21 protein-coding genes are annotated in these 25,855 nt (G+C 73.2%); 12 read left to right on the plus strand and 9 right to left on the minus strand.

The features are described from left to right. Positions 1–73 precede the first annotated feature (73 nt). Positions 74–1,090, plus strand: coding sequence for an OmpA family protein (locus tag WMF42_RS02360; RefSeq protein ID WP_437689953.1), 1,017 nt, complete (start codon positions 74–76; stop codon positions 1,088–1,090). Positions 1,091–1,264: 174 nt separating this feature from the next. On the opposite strand, the gene WMF42_RS02365 is transcribed toward WMF42_RS02360, so the two are convergent. The 3 genes from WMF42_RS02365 to WMF42_RS02375 all read right to left on the minus strand — a co-directional run bounded on the left by WMF42_RS02365 (position 1,265) and on the right by WMF42_RS02375 (position 4,617). After that, a complete protein-coding gene (locus tag WMF42_RS02365) occupies positions 1,265–2,728 on the minus strand; it encodes a glycosyltransferase family 39 protein (RefSeq protein ID WP_437689954.1) in 1,464 nt (487 codons plus the stop codon). Then, the gene (locus WMF42_RS02370) at positions 2,721–4,379 is read right to left on the minus strand and encodes a helix-turn-helix domain-containing protein (RefSeq protein ID WP_061610938.1); all 1,659 of its coding nucleotides are present in this window, start codon (positions 4,377–4,379) and stop codon (positions 2,721–2,723) included. Before WMF42_RS02370 ends, WMF42_RS02365 begins: the two co-directional genes overlap by 8 nt. An 85-nt stretch (positions 4,380–4,464) precedes the next feature. Continuing rightward, positions 4,465–4,617, minus strand: a complete 153-nt coding sequence (locus WMF42_RS02375; protein WP_155798783.1) for a hypothetical protein — start codon at positions 4,615–4,617, stop codon at positions 4,465–4,467. On the opposite strand from WMF42_RS02375, the gene WMF42_RS02380 reads away from it, so the two are divergent. The 5 genes from WMF42_RS02380 to WMF42_RS02400 all read left to right on the plus strand — a co-directional run bounded on the left by WMF42_RS02380 (position 4,610) and on the right by WMF42_RS02400 (position 9,930). After that, a complete protein-coding gene (locus WMF42_RS02380; protein WP_437689955.1) occupies positions 4,610–5,839 on the plus strand; it encodes a DUF1015 domain-containing protein in 1,230 nt (409 codons plus the stop codon). The genes WMF42_RS02375 and WMF42_RS02380 overlap by 8 nt on opposite strands. 32 nt (positions 5,840–5,871) lie before the next feature. Beyond that, positions 5,872–6,309, plus strand: a complete 438-nt coding sequence (locus WMF42_RS02385; RefSeq protein ID WP_061610940.1) for a rhodanese-like domain-containing protein — start codon at positions 5,872–5,874, stop codon at positions 6,307–6,309. Between the two features lie 60 nt (positions 6,310–6,369). Continuing rightward, positions 6,370–7,080: a glycosyltransferase family 2 protein gene (locus WMF42_RS02390; RefSeq protein WP_437689956.1), complete on the plus strand. Its 711-nt coding sequence runs from the start codon at positions 6,370–6,372 to the stop codon at positions 7,078–7,080. Positions 7,081–7,348: 268 nt separating this feature from the next. After that, a complete protein-coding gene (locus WMF42_RS02395; RefSeq protein WP_233562143.1) occupies positions 7,349–9,565 on the plus strand; it encodes a HAMP domain-containing sensor histidine kinase in 2,217 nt (738 codons plus the stop codon). Next, complete coding sequence (locus WMF42_RS02400) at positions 9,562–9,930, plus strand: response regulator (RefSeq protein WP_437689957.1); 369 nt, start codon at positions 9,562–9,564, stop codon at positions 9,928–9,930. Before WMF42_RS02395 ends, WMF42_RS02400 begins: the two co-directional genes overlap by 4 nt. On the opposite strand, the gene WMF42_RS02405 is transcribed toward WMF42_RS02400, so the two are convergent. After that, entirely contained in the window at positions 9,918–10,805 is an 888-nt protein-coding gene (locus WMF42_RS02405) for a squalene/phytoene synthase family protein (RefSeq protein WP_437689958.1), read from the minus strand. The two genes, WMF42_RS02400 and WMF42_RS02405, sit on opposite strands and share 13 nt — an antisense overlap. Positions 10,806–11,812: 1,007 nt before the next feature. Continuing rightward, positions 11,813–15,745: a serine/threonine-protein kinase gene (locus tag WMF42_RS02410; protein ID WP_437689959.1), complete on the minus strand. Its 3,933-nt coding sequence runs from the start codon at positions 15,743–15,745 to the stop codon at positions 11,813–11,815. A 760-nt stretch (positions 15,746–16,505) separates the two neighbouring features. Here WMF42_RS02410 and WMF42_RS02415 point away from each other — a divergent pair. Next, on the plus strand, positions 16,506–17,033 hold the full coding sequence (locus WMF42_RS02415; RefSeq protein ID WP_437689960.1) for a hypothetical protein: 528 nt from the start codon (positions 16,506–16,508) through the stop codon (positions 17,031–17,033). A 301-nt stretch (positions 17,034–17,334) separates the two neighbouring features. Beyond that, positions 17,335–18,480, plus strand: a complete 1,146-nt coding sequence (locus tag WMF42_RS02420; protein WP_061605751.1) for a hypothetical protein — start codon at positions 17,335–17,337, stop codon at positions 18,478–18,480. A gap of 94 nt (positions 18,481–18,574) precedes the next feature. Here the strand turns inward: WMF42_RS02420 and WMF42_RS02425 are convergent, their stop codons facing one another. Beyond that, entirely contained in the window at positions 18,575–19,024 is a 450-nt protein-coding gene (locus tag WMF42_RS02425) for a cupin domain-containing protein (protein ID WP_434045316.1), read from the minus strand. A gap of 108 nt (positions 19,025–19,132) precedes the next feature. On the opposite strand from WMF42_RS02425, the gene WMF42_RS02430 reads away from it, so the two are divergent. Both WMF42_RS02430 and WMF42_RS02435 read left to right on the plus strand, forming a co-directional pair. Then, positions 19,133–20,659: a PLP-dependent aminotransferase family protein gene (locus tag WMF42_RS02430; RefSeq protein WP_437689961.1), complete on the plus strand. Its 1,527-nt coding sequence runs from the start codon at positions 19,133–19,135 to the stop codon at positions 20,657–20,659. Positions 20,660–20,793: 134 nt separating this feature from the next. Next, positions 20,794–21,303 carry a carboxymuconolactone decarboxylase family protein gene (locus WMF42_RS02435; RefSeq protein ID WP_061605753.1) on the plus strand — a complete coding sequence of 170 codons (510 nt, stop codon included), beginning with the start codon at positions 20,794–20,796 and terminating at the stop codon, positions 21,301–21,303. On the opposite strand, the gene WMF42_RS02440 is transcribed toward WMF42_RS02435, so the two are convergent. The 3 genes from WMF42_RS02440 to WMF42_RS02450 are packed head-to-tail and all read right to left on the minus strand — an operon-like array spanning position 21,282 to position 24,493. After that, positions 21,282–22,802, minus strand: a complete 1,521-nt coding sequence (locus tag WMF42_RS02440) for an AMP-binding protein (RefSeq protein ID WP_437689962.1) — start codon at positions 22,800–22,802, stop codon at positions 21,282–21,284. The genes WMF42_RS02435 and WMF42_RS02440 overlap by 22 nt on opposite strands. A gap of 10 nt (positions 22,803–22,812) precedes the next feature. After that, a complete protein-coding gene (locus WMF42_RS02445) occupies positions 22,813–23,082 on the minus strand; it encodes an acyl carrier protein (RefSeq protein WP_061606606.1) in 270 nt (89 codons plus the stop codon). A gap of 25 nt (positions 23,083–23,107) precedes the next feature. Then, positions 23,108–24,493 (minus strand): cystathionine beta-synthase, encoded by a 1,386-nt coding sequence (locus WMF42_RS02450; RefSeq protein ID WP_061606607.1) that lies wholly within the window; start codon positions 24,491–24,493, stop codon positions 23,108–23,110. A gap of 148 nt (positions 24,494–24,641) precedes the next feature. On the opposite strand from WMF42_RS02450, the gene WMF42_RS02455 reads away from it, so the two are divergent. Then, positions 24,642–25,271 carry a hypothetical protein gene (locus WMF42_RS02455; protein WP_437689963.1) on the plus strand — a complete coding sequence of 210 codons (630 nt, stop codon included), beginning with the start codon at positions 24,642–24,644 and terminating at the stop codon, positions 25,269–25,271. Positions 25,272–25,376: 105 nt separating this feature from the next. Then, a complete protein-coding gene (locus WMF42_RS02460; RefSeq protein ID WP_061606609.1) occupies positions 25,377–25,811 on the plus strand; it encodes a VOC family protein in 435 nt (144 codons plus the stop codon). Positions 25,812–25,855 lie beyond the last annotated feature (44 nt).

The following is a 25,855-nucleotide window of genomic DNA, read 5'->3' on the forward strand; positions in this document are numbered from 1 at the left end:
CGGCGCAGCGAGAGCCGGGGGGCGCCCGCAATTTCGTCCCGCCCGAGGTTTCGTGCCAGAGTCGGCCGGATTCATGAGACACACGACGATGGCCGGCACGATCCCGGCGTGGTTCTCGCGGCGCTCGCCCGCCGCGGCGCGGCTGCTCGCGGTGGGCTTGCTCGGGCTGGCGACGCCGGGCTGCCTCGTCCGGCAGGAGCTCTACGACCAGGCGCGCGCCGAGATCGGGAGAGAGCGTGAGGAGGGAAACAAGGCCCGGGCCGAGGCCCAGAGCGCCCGCGCCGAGGCGGCGCAGCGGTCGGCGCAGGTCGCCGCGCTCGAGGCAGAGCTCGGGCGCCTCGAGGACGACCTCCGGGCGCGCGACCTCACGCTGTCCGAGGCGACCACGGCCGAGGCCGGGCTCGTGCGGCGGCTGGACGAGCTCGCCGCGATGAACGAGGAGCTGTCGGCGCGGCTCCGGAGCGCCGGGCAGAGCGTGGGCCAGCTCGCGAACGAGCGCGGCAGCCTGTCGGCCGAGCTCGCCGAGGTGCGGGCCAAGGTCGACGAGCTGCGCCGCCAGCAGGCGGCGGCCGAGGCGCGGGCGGCGAAGATGCGCGACCTCGCGAGCCGGTTCCAGGCGATGGTCGACGGCGGGAAGGTCCGCGTCGAGATCCGCGGCGGGCTGCCGCTGCTCGAGATCTCGAGCGACGCGCTGTTCGACGCCGGGAAGGCCGAGGTCAAGCCGGCGGGGCGGAAGACGCTGGCCGAGATCGCGGGGGTGCTCCGGACGATACCGGATCACAGGTTCCAGGTCGCCGGGCACACGGACGACAAGAAGCTGAGCAAGAACGCGAGGTTCGCGTCGAACTGGGACGTCTCGGCGGCGCGCGCGGTGGCGGTCGTCGAGGTGCTCATCGGGCGCGGGATACCGCCGCAGCGCCTGTCCGCGGCCGGATACGGGGAGTTCGCGCCGGTCGTGTCGAACGCGGCGGAGGCGGGGCGGGCGAAGAACCGGCGTATCGAGATCGTGCTGCTGGCGGAGCAGGAAGCGGAAGCGGCGGGGAAGACGGGGAAGGCGCTCGGCGAGGCAGGGCCGGTGGCGGCGCCGTGAAGGGCGCGAGTCCGGCAGGCGCTGCTCCGGCGGAAGCGGAGTCAGCGCTGGCCAGCGCGACAAGGCACCCGACAGACACCCTTGCTGGCCCGGGGCTCGGTCGGGCGCCGGCGCGCCGACGTCCGCCGCGTCATCGCACGTTCGCGGAGCGGTCCTCGACCGTTTCCCCTCATGTCATCGCTTCTCCCCTCGCCGCAGCGCGCACGCCGCGAGGACGCACAGCGCGGGCGTGACGACCATGTGATAGCGGTCCTCGCCGAAGAACACCGCGTGCGTCAGCGCGACCGAGGCGACGGCGAACGCGAGATAACCGACGACTCCCCCGTTCGCGGGGCGGCCCGGCAGCGGCAGCGCGGCGATGACAGGGATCGCCACGGCGAGCGGCCAGAAGGCGTGATCGTCGCCGAGCGCGCCCCACGCGATGAGCCCGAGCACCGCCGCGAGCGCCGCGAGCTGCGCGACGAGCGCCCGCCACGGGCGCAGCCGCGGGAGCGCGACGACGCCGAGCGCCGCGACCGAGAGCAGGCCGAGGTGCGACGCCGTGAGCACCCAGCGCCCGGCCGCGCGCCGCTCCTCGGGCCACGCCGCGGGGTTCGCCTCGCCCAGGTAGCCGATGGGGAACGACTCGTGATCGAAGGTGAAGCTCAGCTTCTTCGGGATGAGCGCCAGCCAGCGGACGGGATCGTCCTTGATCCACTGAAGCCCCGCGGCCATCCAGCACCGGTCCTGGGCGACCTGCCCGCGCGCGATCGGGCAGCCGTCGCCCGCGCGCAGCGTCTCGAAGCGCCCCGTCGCGCGCGGGAACGCGCCGATGGCGAGGTTCCAGCCGCCGTTCGTCGAGACGAGCGCGCAGCCGTCCATCACCCGGCAGTTCCGGATCGTCCACGGCGCCACCACCGCGAGGGCGGTCACGGCCGAGATCGCCGCGGCGAGCGCGCCGCGCTTCCACGCGGCGCGCGCCCCGCCGGCCGCCCCGCCGGGGCGAGGCAGCGCGAGCAGCGCGAGCGCCGGCGCGCAGAGCAGGCTCTGCGGCCGCACCAGCGCCGTCAGGCCGAGCGCCGCGCCCGCGAGGAGCGCGCCGCGGACCAGGCGGCCGCGCGCGGCGTCGCGCGCGAGCAGCCACGGCGCCGTCACCAGGCCGAGCGCCGCGAGCGGCTCCGTCATGAGGAGCGCCGCGTACACGATGAGCCCCGGCGACAGCGCCGCGAGGAGCGCCGCGACGCGGGCGCGCGTCGGCGTCGTCGCGCAGCGCGCGAGGCGATGGACAACGACGACGAGCAGCGCGCCGGCCACCGCGTTCGCGACCGTCGCCACGTGCGGCCCGGCGCCGAACAGCTTGTAGACGAGGCCCAGGAAGCCGCTGTAGCCGACCGGGTAGTGGCACCAGGGGTGCCACACCGGCTGACCGCCGACGAGGAGATCGTCCGAGTAGCCGAGGCCGGCGGCGATCCGGCGCGCGCCGAAGTCGTAGTAATGGCCGTCCCACACCGGCTCGCGCGCCCACGCGAGCGCCACGTAGAGCCGCGGCAGCAGCGCGAGCACGAACGCGATCGCCGAGAACCCGAGATCCCCGCCGCGGCGCGTCGGGTCGCGGCCGGCGCGCGCCGCCTCGGCGCCGGCGCGCGCCGCCTCAGCCATGCTGCTTCGCGCGCGTGCCGGCGGAGATCTCGCGCAGGCGGCGCATGTAGGTCTTCGCTACCTGGGCCGGATCGATCCGCAGGTACTTGGCAATTTCCTGAACGAATCCCTGCACATAGACGGTCGCTGGCAGGTCGCCCATCGACTCGTTCTCGATCGCCTGGAGGTGCGCCAGCGAGATCTTCGTCCGCTGCGAGATGTCGGTGAGCTCGACGCCCTGCGACTCGCGCACCTTGCGCAGCAGCGCGCCGCTGAACTGCGTCTCGGCGTTGATCTCGCGCGCGAGCTCGGCCTGGAGCATGGCGAGCTCGGCCGCGGCCGCGGAGTTCTCGGCCCGCGCCGGGCCGAGCGGCGTGCGCGGATCGTCGGGGTAGGTCGACAGGTCGTAGGCGCGGCGGCGCACCGGATCGAGGAGCGTGTCGTGCGCCTCCTCGATGCGCGCCTGCTCCTTCTGGAGCACCGCGGGGCTGAGCACGCTGACCACCGGCAGGCTCCCCTCGCGGTAGATGTCGCGCTGCCGCTTGTAGGCGCGCCGGATCTCGTCGTCGGCGGCCGTGCGCGCGAGGCCGAGCGCCTCGTAGAGGGTGGCCGGCGCGGCGCTCTTCGCGGCGGCGGCGAGGGCGCGCGCGTGCGCCTCGGCCGGGCGCGAGTCGCGCGCGGCGAGCAGCGCGAGGATGCGCCGGGCCACGCGCTCGAGGTTGCGCGCGCTCTTCGACGTCGGGCTGTCGATGAGCAGCGGCTGGCGCCGCCGCGCGGTCAGCCACACCGCGTCGTCGTGCTCGATGTGCCCGAGGTAGTCGAGGGAGATGCCGAGGAAGCGCTGCGACACCGCGCTCATCGCCGGGCCGAGCTCGAGGTCGGAGCGGTGCCGCGTCTGGCTGACGACGAGGTGCGGCTTCACCCGCGGGAGCTGCGCGGCCGCCAGCGACGCGACCCCCTCGTCGAACCGCTTCACCTCCATGATGAAGTCGCGCGGCGTCGCGAGCGCCGGGAGCGACCCGGCCACCTTCTCCACGAGGCGGATCTTGAAGCGCTCCTTCATGAGCGCGCGGCGCAGGGTGCGCTGGTAGAGCGCGCGGCAGAAGCGGTAGGCGTGCTCGACAGCGAGCGGCTCGGGGGTTGTGACGCAGATGCCGACGTCGGCGTGCAGGAAGAGGTCGAGCGTCGAGGAGCCGGTCGCCGCGCCGAGGCTGACGATCACGTAGTCGACGTCGAGCTCCTGGATCATCTTCATCCAGTAGGCGGCGCGGCTCGGCCGGAGCGGCGTGGCGGTCATCGGGTCGTACGCGGTCGGGACGAGCCGGAGCCCGGGCACCGTGGTCGCGATCGGCTCGGCCTTGCCCTCCTCGATGTCCTCGCGCGTGACGAGCGGCGGCGTCTCGATCCCGAGCGCCGCGTGCAGCCCCGGGCTGTAGGCGTCGGTGTCGAGGATGATCACGTCGCGGCCGAGCTGCGCGAAGTACACCCCCAGGTTGACCGCGAGCGTCGCCTTCCCGACGCCCCCGCGGCCGCCCCCGACGGCGATCACGCGGCGGGAGCGCGACGTGGAGAACGAGGGGACCTCGCCCGGCAGGGCGAGGTCGTCGTCCGACGAGCCGGGCGGGAGCGTCGAATAGCGGGACGGAGGGTAGGACTCACCGGAGCTGGACAAGGTTCCTCGTGATGCGGTGTGCGGTGTGCGGTCTCGAGACGCGGCGCGGCGAGCTGCCCGCCTCGTGGGAGCGGGCGTGTCCCTCCTAGCACGCGCCGCGCGCCGCCATCAGCGTCGCCGTCGCCGCGGCCCCGCGCTGGCCGGCGCGCGGTCGGCCGGCCTTGCTCGCCGCGGCGCCCGCCGCCAGAGCCGCCTCGACGCGCCCCGTCCGCTGGAGTAGGCGCTTCGCCGTGGCCACCGTCCGACCCTTCCGCGCTTACCGACCTCCCCAGGCTCACGCGGCCCGCGTCGCCAGCCCGCCGTACGACGTCATCTCGACGGCCGAGGCGCGCGCCCTCGCGGCCGGGGGGCTGCACAGCTTCCTCCGCGTCTCCCGCCCCGAGATCGACCTGCCCGAGGGGACCGACGAGCACGACGACGCGGTCTACGCCCGCGGCGCGCAGAACCTCGCCGACCTCATCGCCAGCGGCGATCTCGCGCAGGACCCGGATCCGCACCTCTACCTCTACGCCCAGAAGATGGGTGAGCACCGGCAGATCGGCGTCGTCGGCTGCGCCTCGGTCGCGGAGTACGAGCAGGACGTCATCAAGAAGCACGAGAAGACGCGCCCCGACAAGGAGGACGACCGCACCCGCCACATCGAGGAGCTCGGCGCCCACGACGAGCCGGTCTTCCTCACGTACCGCGCCGACGAGGGCATCGACAGCGCGGTCGCGCAGGCCACGCAATCGCCGCCCATCTACGATTTCACGACGGCCGACGGCGTCGAGCACAAGCTCTGGGTCCTCGGCCGCGCGTCGACCGCCGACCTCGAGGAGCGCTTTCAGCAGATCCCGACGCTCTACGTCGCCGACGGCCACCACCGCAGCGCCGCGGCGGCGCGCGTGCACCGGAAGCTGCGCGGCGACGGCGGCGAGCACGACGTGTTCCTGGCCGTTGTCTTCCCGCACGACCAGATGAACATCATGCCGTACAACCGCGTTGTGCGAGACCTCGCCGGCCGCAGCGCGGAGGCGCTCCTCGCCGCGCTCGGCGAGCGGCTCGACATGGTGCCGGTGCCGGTCCAGGACGGCGCGGCCGCGACCCCGGCAGGTCCCAAGGCCTTCGGGCTTTACCTCGGCGGCCGCTGGTACACCGCCCGGGTGCGCCCGGGGTCGTTCGACGCGAAGGACCCGGTGGCCTCGCTCGATTGCTCGATATGCCAGGACCAGATCCTCGGCCCGATCTTCGGCGTCAGCGACCCGCGGCGGGACAAGCACGTCGATTTCGTCGGGGGCATCCGCGGGATCGGCGAGCTCGAGCGGCGCGTCGACTCGGGCGCGTTCACGGTGGCGATCGTCCTCTACCCGACGCAGATCGGCGAGCTGTTCGCGGTCAGCGACGCGGGGCTGCTCATGCCGCCGAAGAGCACGTGGTTCGAGCCGAAGCTCCGCAGCGGGCTCTTCGTGCATACGTTCTGACGAGCGCGCCCCACCGGGGGTAGACTGCGCGCATGGCGGACATCAAGCGCGTATCACCCGAACAGGCAAAGAAGCTCATCGAGGAGGAGGGATATCTCTATCTCGATGTCCGGAGCGAGCCCGAATACGCGGCTGGCCACCCGAGCGGCGCCCACAACGTACCGCTCCTGCACGCCGGCGCCGGCGGCATGAAGCCCAACCCGGACTTCCTCGACGTTGTCTGCGCCCTGTACCCCAAGGACGCGAAGATCATCGTGGGCTGCCGGTCCGGGCAGCGCTCGATGCGCGCGGCCGAGGCCATGGTGTCGGCCGGCTACACGGCCGTCATCGACCAGCGCGCCGGCTTCGAGGGCCCGCGCGACGCGTTCGGCGCGCTGACCGAGCGGGGGTGGGGGCCGGCCGGGCTTCCTGTCGAGACGACAACGCCCGGCGCGTCGTACGCCGAGCTCCGGCAGAAGGCCGGCAGGTAGCGCGCATTGCCGCGGCCCTGAGCGCATTGCCGGCGGCCGCGCCTTCCGCTACGAACCGGCGTGCTCCACGGTGCGCGCGTCGCAGTTGTCATCCCCGCGCGGGACGAGGCGCGCTGGATCGCCGAGGCGGTGGGGGCGGTCCCCGCCTTCGTCGACCACGTGATCGTCGTGGACGACGCCAGCCGAGACGGAACCGCCGACCTCGCGCGCGCGGCCGGCGACGAGCGCCTCGAGGTGGTCGTGCACCCCGCGTGCCGCGGCGTCGGCGCGGCGATCGTCGCCGGCTACCGGCGCGCTCGCGCCCTCGGCGCGGCCGCCGTCGCCGTCATGGCGGGCGACGGGCAGATGGACCCGCGCGACCTCCCGCGCGTCGTCGCCCCGATCACCTCCGGCGAGGCCGATTACGTGAAGGGCGATCGCCTGCGGCACCCGGACGTGTGGCGCGTCATGCCCCTCCAGCGGCTCGCCGCGACGGCGGCGCTCGCCGCGCTCACCCGCCGCGCGGCGGGGCTCGACGCCCTCTCCGACAGCCAGTGCGGATACACCGCCATCTCGGCGCGCGCGCTCGACGCGCTCGACCTCGACGGCCTCTGGCCCCGCTACGGCTACCCGAACGACCTGCTCGCCGCCCTCGCGGCGCGCCGCCTCCGCGTCCGCGAGGTCAGCGTGCGCCCCGTCTACCGCGGCGAGGCGAGCGGCCTGCGCGCGCGCCACGTGCTCACCATTCTCTTCCTCATCGCCAGGAGCGTCCTCAGGCAGCGCCTGAGTTGATCCGGGAAACACAGGCTGATCAGCTTTGGCCATCGCCGCAAGCGTCCTAAGGAAGCGCCTGAGTCGAACCGGAAAATAGAGACTGACCAGGCCAGGACGGAATGTGCCAGTCGAACGAATCGACACGAGGGGCCGCCCAAATCGGTCGACAACTCGCTGGTTGGTTCCATAGCAAGGCAGGCCTGGCGACCTGACTCATCGACTCGTCGCCGAGGGCCCCGCAGGCGCGGACCCCAGGGCCATGCTTCAACCGGTGGGGGTGACGGACGTGGCGATCAGCCGAGCCGCCTGGTTCAGAGTCTGGAATCTGGGGAGGGCGCGGACTCCCTCCTTCACGCCCCGGGTCGTGGCCTATGCGTTCGGCATCGAGCTGCCGTATAGCCTGCTTGTCCCGGTCGCTCACCTGCGGCTGCTCGGCGTCGTGGACTCGCATGTCCAGGCGCGCATGCTCGGGTTGATCGGGCTCCTGTACATCGTCAAGACAGCGGGCCTGATCGCGCTGCTCGTCCACATGCTGCGCCCGATCGAGCGCCTGCGGCGGTACGCCGTGGGCCACCCCCTCCACAGCGGCGCCGGCTTCGACGAGACCGGCAGCGGCGCGGCGCCCCCGGAGGAGCTCATCCTCGCCGCGGCGAACGCCGCCTACGACACGCCGCTCTCGTTCGCGACGGTCTGGTCGGTCTCCTGGGCGCTCCTGTACCTGCCCGTCACCATCGCGTTCTACCTCATCGCGCCGGACCAGGCCCCGATCGGCGTCCAGCGCGGCGTCGCGCTGGCCCTCTTCGCGCTGGCGCTCTTCGCGGCCGCGCTGCCGCTCGCCTACAGCATCCTCGGCCGCCTGCTCTCGCCCGCCGCCGGCGTCATCTCGCTCCTCGCCCGCGAGCGCGGCCTCTCCGTGCCCGGCAAGGGCTACTCGCTCGCTGTCCGCCTCGTGATCCTCGGCGCCTGCCTCGCCATCGCGCCGACGAGCTGGATGGCGGCGATGGTGCTCGGCGAGACAGCGGTGCCGGCCAGGCCCGGCCTGAACCTCACGCTGGCGATCTTCTCGATGGTCGCCGTCACCTGGGCCCCCGTCTGCGCGGGCTTCCTCGCGGGCGCCCTGGCCGGCCCGTTCCAGCAGGTCGCCGCTGTCATCCAGACCATCGTCCAGCGCGGCGAGGTCGACCGGCTGGAGCGCATCCCCGTGTACTTCAAGGACGAGATCGGCGCCCTGGCGAGCGGCGTGAACGCCATGGTCGATCGCCTCGAGGAGTCGTCCCGGCGCACGCGCAGCTACCTGGCGGAGCGCGAGCGCCTGCTCCAGGACGCGGCGCAGCGCGCGGCGCAGCTCGGGGCCGTGCTGGACAACCTCGTCGAGGGGGTGTTCGCGTGCGACCGCCAGGGGCGCCTGACGATGCTCAACGCCTCGGGGCTCAGGCTGCTCGGCCTGTCGGGCCGCTCCGGGCAGGTCGGCCGCATGGTCGAGGAGGTGATGGACCTCAGCCGCATGCGCCACACCGACGGCCGACCGTTCACGCGCGACGAGCTGCCCATGGTGCGGGCGCTCGCCGGCGAGACCATCGTGCAGGAGGAGCAGGTGCTCGCGAACGGCCGCGCGGGCCGGGACGTCTTCCTGCGCACCAGCGCCGCGCCGATCCGCAGCGAGAACGGGGCGATCCTCGGGGCGGTCACCGTGGCCCGCGACGTGACGGAGCTCATGGAGCTCGATCTCGTCAAGGACCAGTTCATCCGCGTCGGCGCGCACGAGCTCAAGACGCCTGTGGCGATCATGAAGGGCTACGCGCTCGCCCTGCTGCGCAACACGAACGACCTGCCGGCGCCCCGCCGCAAGATGCTGGAGGCGATCGACCGCGGCGCGGACAGGATCAACCGCATCGTCGACGACCTCCTGGCCATCTCGCAGGTCTCGCTCGACGTCCTCCACGTCTCCGAGGAGGACGTCGACCTCAGGGAGCTGCTGAAGCAGGCGGTCGACGGCGTCGCGAAGTCGGCGAGCCGCCACCGCGTGCGGCTGTCGCTCGACGCCGAGCGGCCGACCGTTGTGCGCGCCGACCCGGAGCGGCTGCGCCAGGTGCTCGCGAGCCTGCTCGACAACGCGGTGAAGTACTCGCCCGACGGCGGCGACGTCGACGTCCGCGTCGCGGTGGCCGAGCGCGCGCCGGCGTCCTCGCCGTCGCTCTGCGACGCCGCGCTCTTCTCGCAGCGCCACGGCTCGTCGCCGGGCTTCGAGGCGGTCGTGTCCGTGCGCGACCAGGGCGTCGGCATCCCGGCGCACAAGCAGGCGCGGATCTTCGAGCGCTTCTTCCGCGCGCACACGGACACCCGGCACGACTACGGCGGCATGGGGATCGGGCTGTTCCTTGCGAAGGACATGATCGCCCGCCACGGCGGTCGCATGTGGTTCGAGAGCGAGGAGGACAAGGGCAGCACGTTCTATTTCACCGTTCCACTCCGCAGCGAGGCCCCCGCGGTCGACCGACGATGAGCGGCAGACGTGCAAAGACTGTGCTCCTGGTGGAGGACGACGCGGACCTCGTGGCGCTTGTCTCCCTCGTGCTCCAGGAAGACGGCTACCGGGTGAAGATCGCGTGCAACGGCCGCGAGGCGCTCGCCAAGCTGGAGAACGACATCCCCGATCTCATCCTGCTCGACATGAAGATGCCGGTGATGAACGGCCCGGAGTTCGCGCGCGAGCTCGAGGTCCGGCACGGGCGACAGGCGCCCATCATCGTGCTCACCGCCGCGGCGGACGCGCACCGGCGGGCGGCCGAGGTCGGCGCGGACGCGTGGCTGGGCAAGCCGTTCGACCCGGACGCGCTGCTCTCGACGGTGAGGCGTTACACAGGGTGAGCGCGCGGGAGCTGCCGGCGCCCGGCGAGGTCGCGCCGCACCTCGGCCCAGTACCGCGCGGGGAACCGCCGGTGATCGAAGCCGGTCGCGCGGAACACGCGGGTGATGCGGGCATATCGGCGCAGGCTCCATTCCCTCATGATCTCGAGCGAGGGATGCAGGCCCCGTGCCTCGATGAACGGCGCCGCCCGCGCGCAGAGCGCCGGCATGACCTCATTGAGCCACGATCGCATCAGGCGCTCGTATCCGGACATACCGACGCAGCGCCCGGAGATCACCTGAGCGCGCGTGACGCCGTGGCGCGCGAGCTCCTCCTCGGGCAGGTAGCAGATGCCGCGATCGGCGTCCTCCTGCATGTCCCTGAGGTTGTTGAAGAATTGATCGAGCCGGCCGAACTCCCCGGCTGCGTCCCAGTGCTCCATCGTCAGGAACGGAACGAGCTGGAAGATGTGGCCTGACAGCCGCATCAGCATCGTGTCGTGCTCCTTCATCGTGCGGATGAGGAGGCCGGGGGCGTGGTAGTCGGCGAGGGCGAGCAGGTAAGCGTCCCAGGCGGCGAGCGAGCGCCCCTGGAGGTCGTCGGCCTCACGCGGCCCGCGCGCGGCGCCTTGATCCGGATCGCTCGCGTCGCGGAGCCACAGCGCGCGGATGGCCGAGAGCTCGCTCGCGAAGGGGCTGCTCGGATCGACGAAGCCGCGTGAACGGAGCAGCCTCCACGCCTCCATGAACCGGCTGAAGCGCCGCTCGTGGGGCTCGATGCGCTCGTTCTCGGCCAGACGGTCGACGATGCGGATCCAGCGGATGCGATCGAGCCACGCCTGCTTCACGTCGGGGGCGAGGCCGAGCACCCAGGCGGCGTTGTCCTCGTCCTTCAACGCGTCGTCGGACAGGGCGCGATAGTGCGATGATCCGACGACCGCTGAGATGGGCTGGTAAGCACGAGCACTCCTCTCCGACACCGGCGCCGCGGCGGGTAGGCAAGGCAGTCGAGGGGAGGTGGGTTGAGTAGGTTTCACGAGATCGCGTGCCGCCGTTGATTGTGCCTGTCGCCGGTGTCGCCCTGCGCTCGCGTGCGGTCATTGGTAATGATGGCTGTTGCCCATCCCGAGGACTGGATCGCCTGTGCAAGCGATGACGCGTTGTCCGCTGTCCGGTAGAACTTTCCGCTCCTCCCCGAGATGCAAGCTGACGCCCGCTCGCCTTCCTTTATGAGACCTTATAGTCTCCCAGTCGACGCGGAAATTCGTCGTCCAGGGCACGGGCGCCGCGGACAATGCATGGATTCCTTGCGTATTTGCCGGTGCGCTGCGGCAACGCCGTCAATGAGCGTCGGTGTATACCCCGGGCTGATACGTTGTCCAACGGATAAAACCGTGGCTGCCCCGGCGTTTTTGCCGCTTCCTGATCTGTCGCTCCGCTCCCTCTGGTGTCCTGGGCAGATGGGTTTTCCGGAGTTCCTGGCGGATGCCGACGCGCCGCGGCGCCGCCGGGGCGCCACGCCGCGCGACGCCCCGTGAACGCCGCCCGGTGAATCGCTGTTTCTCGTCCTTCTCGTGCGCAGTCTTCCAGTCGCGCGGCGCGATTCGAGCGCTCCGAGAGTCGTTCGGCGCGATGCTAGACGATCTCGGGCGCTCGATGATTCAGCGCTTGTCGTCGTGCCGTGGTGAACGCGTCGAATCTGTGGTTGTGATCACCACCTGAAACGGCCATCCACGCTCGGCGCGCCCACGGGATATCCGCTCCAGACGCAGGAGGTGGAGGAGACGCCCTGGCGGGTCGCGCCCGGCGCGCTCGCGTGGGCGGACGCGGGCGCGCCCGGACGTGAGCAGCGCCACGCGGGGACCGTCCGGCGCCGCCGCGCGCGGTCCGGCGCCGCCGCCGGCTACCGCTCGCGCAGGCGCTCCACGCGGGCGCGCCAGTACTGGAGATCGAGCGTCGAGAAGAGCGCGGCGGCGCGCGCGACGTGGCGCCCGCGCTCCGGATCGCGGCGCGCGAGGTGCCGCGCGAGCTCGAAGCGGGCGCGCGCCTCGTCGACGGGCAGCCCGCGCGCGAGCGCCTCGCCGATCGCCGCAGCCCAGAGCCGCCTGCCGCGCGCGCGGCGGCCGGCGAGCCACGCGGCGAGGCCCCGCAGGCGGAGCGACGTCGAGCGGCCGAGCGGGAAGATGCGCGCGTACCGGCTCAGCGCGCGGCACGCCTGCGCCGAGAGCCGCGACAGGTCGCGCCGCTCGGCCGGGCTCCGGGCGTCCTCGAGCAGCGAGAGCAGCACCTCGCACGTCGCCGCGTAGCCGTACAGGCAGTGATAGCCGGCCGGCTGCCCGCCGCGGATCAGGCGGAGCGTCCGCTCGGCGGCCGCGCGCGCCTCGCCGCGCGCGCCGCCGAGCAGGTGCCCCAGCGCGACCTGGCCGTGCGTGATCTGCTGCGAGTGGTCGCCGAGCCGCTGTACCTCGGCGGCCAGCTCGTCGAAGATCGCGATCGCGCCCTCGCCGTCGCCGAGCAGCAGCCGGCACTGCGCGCGGCCGCTCTCCGCCCAGACGTGGCCCTGCGCGTTGTCGCTCCGCCGCGCCGCGGCCGAGAGCGCGCCGTAGCGGTCGAGCGCCTCCATCCAGCGGCCCTCTGTGTGCGCCACGCTGGCGAGCAGCGCGATGCATTCCTCCTTGCGGCGGCGATCCTGCAGCGCCTCCGCCAGCCGCTCCGCCTCCGTGAGCAGCGCGCGCGCGTCCCGGCACCGGCCCTCGCCGAGCGCCGTCATCCCGCGCAGGCACGACACGAACGCGACGCCCCGCGGATCCTCGAGCGCCGCCGCGGCCGCCGTCGCGCGCGCGGCGTACGCGTCCACGACGGCCTTCCACGGCACGTACCCGAACGCGACGCTCAGGGTCGCGTAGCCGCGCGCGAGCGCGAGCGACGGGCCGAGGCGCGCCGCGGCGTTCGTCGCGGTCAGCGCGGCGAGGAACGCGCGCGTCGGCTCGTTGCGGAAGAGGTACGTCTCCGACAGCTTCTCCGCCGCGAGCGACGCCTCGGCGAGGCGCTCGCGCTCGTCTTCATCCCGGGCGCGCGGGATGATCGGCACGCCCGCGACGTGCGCGAGCTGCAGGCCGAGCTGCCGCAGCGACGCCGTCACGGGGCGGAGCCGCTCCCGGAGCGGCGCGCCGTGGCCCGCCGCGCGGAGCCACGCCGCGTCGTCGCGGGAGATCCGATCGAGCGCCGCGGCGCAGTGCCGCTCCGCGCCGAGCAGGTCGCCGAGGTTGTAGTGGGCCTGGCCGAGCCGCCGCTCCCAGCGCGCGCGCCGGAGCGGCGGCGCGCGCTCCTCCGGCGGGAGCGCGCCGTCGAGGTCGAGCGCCCTCCTGTAAAAATCTACCGCGTCGCCGGACGCGCCCGTCGCGAGCGCCTGGGCGCCCGCCTTGTCGAGGTACTCGAGCGTCTTCTCCACGACGCCCGCGATCGCGTGGTGGTGGGCGAGCATCGGGTACGACAGCGCGAGATCCGGCGCGTCGCGGTGCCGCTGCTCGATCGCGCGGGCGGCCGCGGCGTGCAGGGCGCGCCGCTCCGGCTCGGGGATGCCCGCGTAGACGGTCTCGCGCAGCTTGTCGTGCACGAAGCGGAGCTGCCCCGGCTCGGTCGCCTCGAGCACGCAGCGAGCGGCGAGCTCCGCGAGCGCGTCCATGGCCTCGACGTCGGCGAGGCCGGCGGCGCCGAGCAGCAGGCGCTCCTCGAGCTCGCGGCCGAGCACCGACGCGAGCCGCGCCAGCGCGAGCGCCCCCTGGCTCAGGCCCGACAGCCGGCGCGCGACGAGCTCGCGCAGCGAGCGCGGCAGCGGCAGCGCCGCGGGCGGCTGGCTCGCGCGCGCGGCGCGGGAGAGCTCCGCGGCGGCGCCCTCGGCGCCCGCGCGGATCCGCCACACGTAGGCCTCGTCGCGGTAGAGCATCCGCTCCTGGATCGCGGCCCGGAGGTACTCGGCGACGACGAACGGGTTCCCCTCCGACTGCTGGAAGAGGTACCGCACGAACGCCTCGGGCGGCTCGTCGAGGGCGAGCATGTCGCGCACCATCCGGCCGACCGACGGCCGGTCGAGCCGCCCGAGCGCGATGCGCGAGGCCCACGGCGCCGCGAGGAGCGACGAGAGCGCGGAGGACGTCTCCTCGGTGCGGTAGGTGCCGAGCAGGACGACGGGGTGGGCGGCGAAGTAATCGGCGTCGAGGTGCTCGAGGACGCCGCGCGAGTTCTCGTCGGCCCACTGGAGGTCGTCGAGCACGAGCAGGACGGGCCGCGTCGCCGCGAACGCGGCGAGCGTGTCGGCGAGCGCGGTCCGCAGCCGGTAGCGGGCCGCGTCCGGGGGCAGCTCGGGCGGCTCGGGGTAGCGCTCGTGGCCGCGGAGCTGGGCGAGCGACGGCTCGTACGGCGCGAGGACCCTGCCGCGCGGGCCGAGCAGCGCGTCATAGCCGCCGGGCCCGAGCTCGTGGCACCTGTCGGCCACCGCGAGCAGGAGCGGGCGGAACGGGTGCAGCGGCGCGGCCTTGACAGCGCCCGCGCGCCCGTCCGCCGCCGACACGGCCGCGCACGCGCCCGCGACCACGGTCATCTGGATGAGCGCCGCCTGGTGCGCCGCCTCGACGGCGAGGCGCGTCTTGCCGACGCCGCTCTCGCCGCCCACGAAGACGAGGCCGCCCTGCCGGCGCTCCTGGGCGCGCTCGAGCGCCTCGCTGAGCTGCCGCAGCGCCTCGCCGCGCCCGGCGAGCCGCGGCCGGTAGAGGTACGGCTGCGCCGCGGGCGCGCGCGCCTCGCCGCGCGGCGGCGCGTCGTCCGCGCCCAGCCTGGCCAGGGCGGTCGCGACGTCGTCGGCGTAGCCGAGCCGCTCCTCGGGGCGCTTCTTCAGGAGCCGCGCGATGAGGGCGTCGAGCTCGGGGGGCACGTCGACGACGAGCTCGGAGGCCGGGAGCGGCTCGGCGTAGAGGTGCATGGACAGCACGACAGAGCTCGAGTCGCCGAGGAACGGGACCGCCCCGGTCACGGCCTCGTAGAGCATGCAGCCGAGCGCGTAGAGGTCCGCGCGCGCGTCGACGAGGTCGCCGCGGATCTGCTCGGGGGACATGTAGTCGGGGCTTCCCATCAGCCGGCCGCCCGGCTGGAGCTCGTCGCGCCCCTTGTGGCCCTCGAACTGGAAGGCGAGGCCGAAGTCGAAGAGCACCGGCGCGCCGTCCTCGCGGATGAAGACGTTGTCCGGCTTGAGGTCGCGGTGGACGAGGCCGCGGCCGTGGACGTACGCGAGCGGCCGGCAGATCGCGCGGAGGAGCGTCAGCGCCTGGCGGAGCGCCCCGCCGGCCGCGCGGTGGAACGGGCGCGGCGCGAACGGCTGGTACGAGCGCGGGATGATCGAGACGGGGGACATCTCGGCCGTCGCTGTCGCGGCGAGGGTCTGCGCCGCGTACCCCTCGGACACGCTCACGGTGGGCTCGCTGTTCATGCTCGCCCCGCCGCGCCAGCGCTCCTGGTTGTGGTCGCGGAGCGTGCGCCCCTCGAGCAGCTCCATCGCGTACCACGGGATCCCGCCCTGGATGCCCTCGTCGAGGATCCGCACGACGCCCGGGTGCTCGACGCCGCGGAGCGCGTGGATCTCGCGGCGGATGCTCGAGACGAGGCTCTCGTCGCCCACCGAGACGGTCTTCAGCGCCGCGAGCGCGCCCGTGGCGCTGTGCTGGGCCCGGTAGACGACCCCCATCCCGCCGCGGCCGAGCGGCTCGAGCACCCGCCACGGCCCGACGGAAGCCGGGACGTCCGGGGAGGGCCTGGCCTGTGACGAGCTCGGCGTCGTGATCATCTGGGGACCGAGGCGTCCCTGGCCTGGGCCGGGATCCGCTCCAGGTGGTAGGCCCGAGGCGAGTTCCCCACATCGCCGCTGAGGCTGAGTACATCCACCCGTACGGCCTGCCATGATGTCACGGAGCGGCCGACCGTACAACAAGTCTGTATCGAGCCCCGATCATCGCACGGGCGCCGCGTCAAGGGCTCTTGCACCGACAGGGGACCACACGCGGCGCGGCGTGAGAGTGCCTGTCTTCATCGCGTGGTCCCGCCTGCGCGCCTTGCGCTCCTTGCGCGCCTTGCGCTCCTTGCGCTCCTTGCCGTGATTGCCCCGCGGACGGCGGGGCGAGGCGCGCGCCGCCCTCGCCGGCGCGCGGCGCGGGCGGCGCGTGCACGGGAGGGAGCCCCCGGTGGAGAGCGCGCCTCGGGCGTTCAGGGGCGCGAGGCGCGGTGGAGCCGGGACTCGGCGGACCGCCGCTCCGCCGCCAGCGTGAGCCGCCGCCGGCGGCGGGCGGCGAGCCGCGAATCCGCGGCGAGGCTGGCGGCGCGGCGCTCGGGCCAGAACGTCTCGATTCGTCGGCGCGCTCGGCGCGCCAAGAAAGGTTTGCTTTCCCCGCTTGGTGGATCCGGCGTCTCCGATGGGATTGTCCTGCTTCGCCGGGCGCGCGGCGCCGCCGCGCGGTCCGATCGTGCACAGCTGTGCTCGCGGTACATGCCTTGCTCCCGAGTGCCGCCACGGCCGCGCACGCGGCCGGACTTAGAAAGGGAGACAACGAATGAAGCGTACGATTCATCTCGGGGCCCTTGTGACCGTCCTGTCCCTCGCCGCGTGCGGCGGCGAAGGTGCAGATGCCGCCCCGACGGACACCGCCATGAGCAGCAAGCAGCTCAAGGATCTGACGGCCGATGACGTCCGATCCACGTGCGAGTCGCTCAAGGCGAGGGTGAAGCTCTCCAAGGAAGATGCCTGTGAGTATCTAGGCCTCATGGCCGGTCCCGCCCTCGGGAAGCCGTGCAGCGAGCTGAAGGACGAGTGCGTCTCCGCGGCCGACGAGTCGACCCAGGGGCAGGCCCCCGACGGCGACTGCTTGCCTCCGGACGACCAGCGCGCGGGCTGCACCGCCACCCTGGCCGAGTACGAGGTCTGCCTGATGGCCCAGACCCAGATGATCCGGGCGCTCACGTGCGACTCGACGCTGACCACGCTGGACACCGCTCCTCCGGATTGCGACGCAGTGGCGCGGAAGTGCCCGCAGATCGTCGCCACGGACGACGGCGAGGGGCAGGGCACCGAGAGCCCTTGATCGCGGCGCGGCGGCGCGGCTGAAGGAAGCGGCGCGCGACAACGCCGACTGTTCGCCGACTGAACGAATTGCGGGTAGGCGCGTCACGGCCGCTCAGCGGCCGTGAGCCCCCTTATCCCACCTCTGTTCGCCTGGATCTTTCGATTCCCACCGATATTCGCGCTCGTCCGCGCCTCCGACGGCATCTCGTCGTATGATGAGCGCCGAAGCCGGGGCGCCCGGGGAGGTTTCAACCTCGGCGCGCCGGCTCGAGCGAAGTCGCGGCTCCCGCCGAGGGTTCGCTCGAACCGAGGAGGATTTCATGAAGATCACCAAGCTTTCCGGAGTGTTTGCCATGCTGCTGATCGCCGCCGCGGCTGGATGCGGCAAGGGCGAGCAGCAGGTCGAGGCGAACGCGACGGCCGAGGTGACCGCCACCGCCGAGTCGGCGATCGGCGAAGGCGCCTACGTCGAGGAGCACGAGAGCGGCAAGGCCGCCTTCAACGTCGCCGCGGACGGGAACGTCAAGGCGGCCGTGACCGGGCCGGACGGCAAGCCGATCCAGGAGGACATCGGCGGCACGCTGCTGTGGAAGGACGCGTCCGGCGAGGAGAAGACCGTGCCCCTCACGTTCGACGCGAAGACCGGCCTGCTTGTCGCCGCCGGACCCAAGCTCGAGGCGGACCTCACGCAGATCGGCTACACGCTGAACGTCGCCGGCAAGCCGTGGAGCGGCACGCTGCACGTCCCCGCCGGCGGCACCGCCGAGCTCCACGCCAACGCCAAGGGGGCGGCGGATCTCGGGCTCCCGGAGGGGAAGCTCGGCCCGCACGGCGGGCGCATCGAGATCGTCGGCGACGACCGCCTGGAGCTCCTTGTCGACGAGGCGACAGGCGAGGTCCGCGTCTACGTGCTCGACGTCGACCTGAAGCCCGTCGACATCGGCGAGCGCAAGGTCACGCTCGGCGTGGTGGCCGAGGCGCCGCAGGTGGTCGTGCTCACGCCGGTGGCCGCGACCGCGACCGCGGGCGTGGCCGCGGGCGCGTACCTGACCGGCAAGCTCGCGCTCGCCGCCGATCCGCTGAAGGTGACCATCGCGGTGCGCAACGCGGGCCGCTCGGCGGTGGCCCTCTGCGGCTACCGGGCCGGGGCGGCGTTTGCCGTCCACGCGCGCGCCCCGCGCGTGAAGGTGCGCATGAAGACCGACTGGCACGCGCACGCCCACGCGCACGCCGACCTGAAGGCGAGGGCCGACATCGACCCGAAGATCCACGTCCACGCGGGGTCCGGCGCCGCCGCCAGGGCCAACGCGAAGGCCAACGTGCACGTCAAGGCGCCGAGCGTCCGCGTGACGCCGCCGAGCGTGAACGTGCAGATCAAGGCGCCCAGCATCTCGATCCCCAAGCCGAGCTTCAAGGCGTCGGCGTCGGCCCGCGCGAGCGCTGGCGCGAAGGTCGGGACGCACTGACGCTAGCGGGGGAGGGGGCCGGGCGGCGCGCGTCGCCCGGCGGGCCCTTCCCCCGGACGACGCCCCGGGCGCCGGAAGGCGCGATCTCCGGCGCTCAGGGCGCTGGCTCGACGACGGGCTTGCCCGGCTCTGTCACGAAGAAGACGAGCAGCTTTGCCGGCGCGGTGGCGCTCTCGTTCCGCGAGACGCTGTGGAGCTGCCCTGGCGCCTCGGACCAGGTCTGCCCCTGCGTGTAGCGGACGGGCGGCTGACCATCGAGGCCGGTCAGCACCGTTCCTTCCAGCACGTAGGCGAAGATCTGGCCGGGATGACGGTGCGCCGGCGACGAGCTGCCGGGCGGGAGCTCGACCGTCAGCACCCGCGCCTCGAGCCCCGGAGCGGCGGCCAGGGGCTCCGTCAGGAGGGTCGTGACGCGCGCCTGCCCGCCGCCCTCGTGGCCTTCCTCGCCGGCGTGCGTCCCTGCGGACCCCGGGGCGTCGGCGCACCCTCCGAGCGCGACAGCGGTCAGCGTGACAACGACGGCGATGTCCTGGCGCAAGCTCATGGCGACGTTCCTCCTCGTTCGGGATCGGGGCGACGGTAGAATCCCCGGTGGCCCCGGGCGAGGGCCGGTCCTGGCCGATCGGATGGATCCACTTCGGGGAGCGCACAGGTGACGCGGAAGACCTCGGCGAGGCGGCCAGGGCGGGGAGCTTCGCCCGCCGGCGCGGTGACGGCCGTCGTGCTCGATCCGACCTCGAGCGCGCCGCTGCACCGGCAGGTCTACGAGGCGCTGCGCGGCGCGATCTTCGCCGGGCGGCTGCGTTCCGGGAGCAAGCTGCCGTCGACCCGGGCGCTCGCCGCGCACCTGAGCCTGTCGCGCAACACGGTGCTGGGCGCGTACGCGCAGCTCCTCGCGGAGGGGTACCTGCGCGGCCGGATCGGCTCCGGGACGTACGTCGCCGACGCGCTGCCGGAGCGCCTCCTGCTCGCCCGGCGCGACCCCGCGCCGAAGCTGTCGCCCGCGCCGGACGGCGCTGCCCTGTCGCAGCGCGGCGCCCTCGTGGCCGGCGCGCCGTCGCCGTTCCGGCGGGGCTCCGAGCCGCTCGGGCCTGCCGGCTGGGCGTTCCAGGTGGGCGTGCCCGCTTTCGACGCCTTCCCTGCCGCCACCTGGGGCCGCCTGATGAGCCGGCGCTGGGATCGCTCGTGGCGGGCGCTCTTGCCGCGCCACGAGCCGCAGGGCCACGCGCCGCTGCGCCGGGCGATCGCCGACTACCTCGTGACGGCGAGGGGGGTTCGCTGCACGCCGGAGCAGGTCGTCGTGGTCAGCGGCGCGCAGCAGGCGATCTCGCTCGCGGCCGAGGTGCTGCTCGATCCCGGCGATGAGGCCTGGGTCGAGGACCCGGGCTACACGGCGGCGCGGAGCGCCCTGGTCGCGGCCGGGGCTGTCGCGGTCCCGGTCCCGGTGGACGGGGAGGGGCTCGACGTGGCGGCGGCCGTCCGGCGCTCGGCGTCCGCGCGGCTCGCCGTTGTGACGCCGTCGCACCAGTTCCCGCTGGGCGTCACGATGAGCCTCGGGCGCCGGCTCGCGCTCCTCGACTGGGCGCGGTCGTCGGGCGGGTGGGTCTTCGAGGACGATTACGACAGCGAGTTCCGCTACGCGGGCCGGCCGCTCGCCGCGCTGCAGGGCCTGTCGCCCGACGCGCGGGTGATCTACGCCGGCACCTTCAGCAAGGTGCTCTCGCCGTCGCTGCGGCTCGGCTACGTCGTGGTCCCGGAGGGGCTTGTCGACGCGTTCGCCGCGGCCAAGGCGCTGGCCGACGTGTCGTCCCCCTCGCTGGAGCAGGCGGTCCTGGCCGACTTCATGGTCGAGGGCCATTTCGCGCGCCACGTGCGCCGCATGCGCGTGCTGTACGAGCGGCGCCAGGCCGCGCTGGTCGAGGCGGCGGCGCGGGAGCTCCCGGGGCTCCTCGAGGTCCTCCCGGCGCCCGCCGGGATGCACCTCCTCGGCTGGCTGCCGCCCGGGCGCCCCGATCGCGCCGCGGCGGAGCGGGCCGTGGCCAATGGCGTCCGGTGCGCCGCGCTGTCCGATCTCCGCGTCGACGCCGCCGGCCGCGGCGCGCTGCTGCTCGGCTATGCCGCGGTGCCGGAGGACGCGATCGACGAGGGCGTCCGGCGGCTCGCGACGGCCTTGCGCTAGCGCTCCTGCTCGCTGGTGGATCCAGCGGATCGGCGCCAAGTGGCTCTCGTCGACGTGGCGCGGGCCGTCTAGACGTGCGCTGTGGACGCCCGCGCGCCGTCGCGGGGAGGGATATCACAGAGGATGAGGTGAGTATGCAGTCCGGCATCAGTTCACGTACCGAGGAGCGCATTGACTATGCGGGCGTCGCCCCCGAGGCGTACAGGGCGATGCTCGGGCTGAGCGCCCTCGTGAAGCGCTCCGCGCTGGAGGAGGCGCTGAAGCACCTGGTGCTCCTCCGCGCCTCGCAGATCAACGGCTGCGCGTTCTGCATCGACATGCACTGGAAGGACGCGCGGGCCGCGGGGGAGGGGGAGCAGCGGCTCTACGGGCTCAGCGCGTGGCGCGAGGCGCCCTATTACAGCGAGCGCGAGCGGGCCGCGCTGGAATGGACAGAGGCGGTGACCCTGGTGGCGGAGGACCAGGTGCCCGATCGCGTCTATGACGCCGTGCGCCCGCATTTCTCGGAGCGGGAGCTCACGGATCTGACCTGGCTCGTGGCGACGATCAATGCGTGGAACCGGATGGCGGTCGCGCTCCGGAAGGTGCCCGGCTCCTACAAGGCAGGGGAGCGGGCGAACGCTCACCCGGGCAGCGCGAAATAATCGATCTTCCCTGTCGAGGTCCGCGGCAGCTCGTCCATCGCGACGATCTTCTCCGGGACCATGTACGGGGGCAGCCGCTCCGCGAGGTACATCCTGAGCGCGCGGTCGTCCGCGTCGCCGCTGTCGGCCGTGAGCGCGACGAAGCCGTGCAGGGTCTTGCCGAGGCGCGGGTCCTCCACGGCGATCACGGCGGCCTGGCGCACGGCGGGGTGCGACGCGAGCGCGGCCTCGACCTCGCCCGGCTCGACGCGGTAGCCCCGGACCTTGACCATCCGGTCGATGCGGCCGCGGAAATAGAAAAGCCCATCCGCCTTGCGCTCCACCCGGTCGCGCGTCCGGTAGGGGCCGCCGTTCACCGTCGTCGGCCCCGAGACAACGAGCTCGCCCGTCCCGGGGCCCTCGATGACGCCGCCGCCCTCGTCCTCGGCGAGCAGCGCGCAGGCGGCGTGGGGGCACGCGAGGCCGATCGGGATCTCGCTCGCCCCGTCGAGCGCCGCGCGGTCGACGCGGTGGAACGTGCAGACGTTCGTCTCGGTCGGCCCGTACAGGTTGTAGAGCGCCGCGCCGGGCGCGCGCGCCGCCAGCGCGGCGAGCTCGCGCGGCGGGAACACCTCGCCGGCGAACAGGACGGCGCGCACCGGAGGGGAGAGCGCCGCGGCGGGCGCGCCCGCGTCCGCCGCGGGCAGCGCCGCGGCGAGCTTCATGAACATCGACGGCACGCCGTAGATGACAGTCGGCGCGAGCGCGAAGACAGCGTCGCGGAGCGCGCGGCCCGAGGCGAGGTCGCGCCGCGTCATCGTCGCGAGCGTCGCGCCGGCGCGGAACGTCGCGAGGTGGTCGAACCAGGCGAGATCGAAGACGAGCTCGGCCACGCGGAGGACCCGGTCCGCCGGCGAGAGGCCGATGAGATCGATGCAGAATGCGGTGAACGCGTCGAGCCCTGCCCAGGTGATGGGGACCGGCTTCGGCTCCCCGGTGCTGCCCGATGTGTGTAGGATGCACGCGACTTCCTGCGCCCCGCCACCGCCCCCGCCGCCCGAGCCGCCCGCGTCGCGCGCGCCGCCCGCGTTGGAGGGCGCCGTCGCGCGCACCACGCGGCCCTCGGCGTCGAGCTCCACGCGCGGCAGGCCTGCGCCAAGCGCGGCGTCGATGCCGTCCGCGAGGCCGGCGGCCGCCGTGTCGAGCACGAGCGCCCGGCAGCCGCGGGCCCGCGCGATCCGGCCGAGCCGCGCGGGCGGCGCGGTCGCGTCGAGCGGGACGGCCACGGCGCCGGCCGCGAGCACCCCGGCGAGCGCCGCCGGCTCGTCGTGCGCGCGGCCCGACGAGAGCAGCGCCACCGGGTCCCCCGGGCGCGCGCCCGCCCCGGCGAGCGCCGCGCCCACGGCCGCCGCGCGCGCGGCGAGCTCGGCGTAGGTCACCGCGGCGCCGCGCGACGCGAGCGCGACGGCGTCGCCGCGCGCGGCCAGGTCCTCGGCGCGCAGCCGGTAGGGGCCGGCCATCGCGGCCCCGCTAGCCCTGCGCGGCCGCGATGCGGCCGGCGACGAAGCGCGCCATCCTGTCGACCGTCGACACCTCGTCGAGGTCCACCTCCTCGTCCGGGATCGTCACGCCGAAGCGCTGCTCGATGAACACGAGCACCCGCGTCAGCGACATCGAATCGAACCCGGACCCGCCGGCGAAGAGATCCTCGTCCAGCGCGAGCGGCGCCTTGCGGAGCAAGATCTCCTTCACGATATGGTCGTGCAGCGCGCGCCGCACCGTGTCGACATCGACCGTCACGCGAACTTCCTTTCCTGTCCAGACGCTAGCTGGCCGCCGGCGTCGCCTTGCGAGCGAGGTAATCGATGAGATCGATCTTGGACACGACGCCGAGCACCGTCTCCTCGTCGACGACGAGCGCGATCCTCGCGTCGCTGAGGACGCCCTTCAGGAGCTCGACCTTCGTCGCCGGCGTCACCGTCGCGTAGTCGCTCTCGACGAGCCCGCTGACGCTCGAGTCGAGCGTGCCGCTCCCCTCGACAAGGTGCCGCAGCAGGTCGACCTCGTGGACCAGCCCGCGCAGCTTGCCGTCCTGGATGACCGGGAGCTGGCTTATCCCGTGCGACTTCATCATGTCGATGACCTCGCGGACACGCGCGTTCGCGTCGGCGGTGACCACCGACGCGCCGGGCTTGCCGGCGAGCAGGTCGCGCACAGTCCCGAGGCTCTTTTCCTCCTCGAGGAAGCCGTTCTCCCGCATCCAGTCGTCATTGAAGATCTTCGAGATGTACTTGGACGCGCCGTCGGGCAGAAGGACGAGGATGTTCTCCTTCTTCCCGCTCTGGCGCGCATACTTGATCGCGCCGGCGACCGCCGCGCCCGCCGAGCCGCCCACGAAGAGGCCCTCGAGCCGCACGAGGTCGCGCGTCATGAGGAAGCACTCCTTGTCGTCGACCCGGATGATCTCGTCGATGATCTGGAGGTTCATCGTGCTCGGGAAGAAGTCCTCGCCGATCCCCTCGACCTTGTACGCGAACGGCTTCGTGATCCGCTGGGTCTTCACGTAGTCGTAATAGAGCGAGCCCACCGGGTCGACGCCGACCATCTTGAGTTCGGGCTTCCTCTGCTTGAGGAACTTGCCGACGCCGCTGATGGTGCCTCCCGTCCCCATGCCGGCGACGAAGACGTCCAGGTCGTCCCCGCACTGCTGCCATATCTCGGGGCCGGTGGAGCCCACGTGGGCCTCGGGGTTCGACGGGTTGTGGTACTGGTTCGCGTAAAAGCAGTTCGGCGTCTCGTCGGCGATGCGCTTCGCGACCTGGTAATAGCTGCGCGGGTCGTCGGGCTCGACGGCGGTCGGACAGACAACGACGCGGGCGCCGTAGGCGCGCAGGGTCGCGATCTTCTCCTGCGACATCTTGTCTGGCATGACGAAGACGCACTTGTATCCGCGGATGGCGGCGACCATGGCGAGGGCGGCGCCTGTATTGCCGCTGGTCGCCTCGACGATGGTGCCGCCCGCCTTGAGCCCGTGCGCCTCGGCGTCGCGGATCATGTTCAGCGCGACCCGATCCTTGTGGCTGCCGCCCGGGTTCAGGTACTCGCATTTGACGTAGATGTCGCTCTGGAGCCCCTCGGTGACCCGGTTCAGCTTGACGATCGGGGTGTTGCCGACCGCCCTCGTGATGTCGCTGAGCGCGCCTCGCATCATGGGGGACCTCTTACCCGCCGCGCGCCGCAGCGACAAGGGGAGCAAGCGGCCGCGGCGGGCCGCGTTACATCGCCCCGCGCGTCGGTGGTTCTAGGCTTCACGGGCGCTCTCGCGGTGGTTGGAGAGCGCATGGTAGAGTGCCTTATCCATGGTCTCCCGCCGCGCCTTGCTCGCCACGGCCGGCCTGCTCTCCGCCGGCGCGCTCGCCTCGAGGCTGGCCCGCGCCGCGGGGCCCGCGGCCTCGCCAGTCCCTGCGTTTCCCCTGTCGATCGCCGTGGCCGAGGGCGAGGTGGGGCAACCGGTGCGCGACGAGGCCTGGGTCGACGCGCAGATCGCCGAGGCGGCCCGGCTGTTCGAGCCCGCCGGCGTGGCGCTGCGCAAGGTCGCCTCGCGCGCGCTGTCCCCGGGCTCCTCGCGGATCGAGACGCGCGAGGACCGCGACGCCCTCGCCTCGGCCATCGAGGCGCGCCGGATCAACGTGATGGTCGTCGCGTCGCTGCGGGACGTCGACGATCCGCGGCGCTTCCGGATGGGCGTTCACTGGCGCCGACGGGCGACGCCCGAGCGCCGGTTCGTCATCCTGGCGGCGAACGCGCGGCCCACCGTGCTCGCGCACGAGCTCGGCCACTTCTTCGGGCTCGGCCACAGCGGCACGGACGACAACGTGATGAGCTACACGCGCACCGGAGCGCCCGTCTCCTTCGACGCGGCGCAGATCGAGAAGATCCGGGCCACCGCGCGCAGGTACGCGGCGAGCAAGGCGCTCGATCCCGCCTAGCGAGGACGGGGCCTCGCCGAGGCCGATCGGGCCGCGGTTCCCGCTGCTGTCGAGTCGGTCCGTCCGTCAACCACCGCACGCGAGGACAGGGAAGGAGCATTTACAATGAAGCCCATGATGACCCACGTCGCGCTCCACGTTGGCGACCTCGACGCGACGATCGCCTTTTATCGCGAGTTCTGCGGGCTCAAGGTGGTTCACGATCGCAACGACGCCGGCACGCGGGTCGCATGGCTGGCCGAGGAGGGAAAGGAGCGGACGTTCGTCCTGGTGATGATCGAGGGCGGCCGCCGCGCGCCGCAGGCCCCGGAGGACATGAGCCACTTCGGGTTCGCGCTCGAGAGCCGCGCCGCCGTGGACGAGGTGGCGAGTCGGGGCCGAGCGCACCTCGTCTGGCCTCCCCGGGAGCTGCCTTATCCCGTCGCCTATTTCTGCGCCCTCAGGGATCCGGACGGCAACTATGTCGAGTTCTCCTATGGCCAGCCGCTCGGGCCCGGGGCCGAGGGGTGGGACGCCGAGCTGCTCGGCGCGCCGGGATGAGCCACCGACGATGCGATTCCGGGTCGTGCTCTCCGGGCTCCCCG

The organism is Sorangium sp. So ce176, from assembly GCF_051519835.1.
Classification (GTDB): Bacteria; Myxococcota_A; Polyangia; order Polyangiales; family Polyangiaceae; genus Sorangium; species Sorangium cellulosum_G.

Coding starts and splice junctions, on each gene's coding strand:
- WMF42_RS02360 (WP_437689953.1), top strand. CDS start 74: ATGAGACACACGACGATGGCCGGCACGATCCCGGCGTGGTTCTCGCGG.
- WMF42_RS02385 (WP_061610940.1), top strand. CDS start 5,872: ATGGCGGACATCAAGCGCGTATCACCCGAACAGGCAAAGAAGCTCATC.
- WMF42_RS02460 (WP_061606609.1), top strand. CDS start 25,377: ATGAAGCCCATGATGACCCACGTCGCGCTCCACGTTGGCGACCTCGAC.
- WMF42_RS02410 (WP_437689959.1), bottom strand. CDS start 15,745: ATGATCACGACGCCGAGCTCGTCACAGGCCAGGCCCTCCCCGGACGTC.
- WMF42_RS02440 (WP_437689962.1), bottom strand. CDS start 22,802: ATGGCCGGCCCCTACCGGCTGCGCGCCGAGGACCTGGCCGCGCGCGGC.
- WMF42_RS02365 (WP_437689954.1), bottom strand. CDS start 2,728: ATGGCTGAGGCGGCGCGCGCCGGCGCCGAGGCGGCGCGCGCCGGCCGC.
- WMF42_RS02450 (WP_061606607.1), bottom strand. CDS start 24,493: ATGATGCGAGGCGCGCTCAGCGACATCACGAGGGCGGTCGGCAACACC.
- WMF42_RS02400 (WP_437689957.1), top strand. CDS start 9,562: ATGAGCGGCAGACGTGCAAAGACTGTGCTCCTGGTGGAGGACGACGCG.
- WMF42_RS02425 (WP_434045316.1), bottom strand. CDS start 19,024: ATGAGCTTGCGCCAGGACATCGCCGTCGTTGTCACGCTGACCGCTGTC.
- WMF42_RS02435 (WP_061605753.1), top strand. CDS start 20,794: ATGCAGTCCGGCATCAGTTCACGTACCGAGGAGCGCATTGACTATGCG.
- WMF42_RS02415 (WP_437689960.1), top strand. CDS start 16,506: ATGAAGCGTACGATTCATCTCGGGGCCCTTGTGACCGTCCTGTCCCTC.
- WMF42_RS02420 (WP_061605751.1), top strand. CDS start 17,335: ATGAAGATCACCAAGCTTTCCGGAGTGTTTGCCATGCTGCTGATCGCC.
- WMF42_RS02455 (WP_437689963.1), top strand. CDS start 24,642: ATGGTCTCCCGCCGCGCCTTGCTCGCCACGGCCGGCCTGCTCTCCGCC.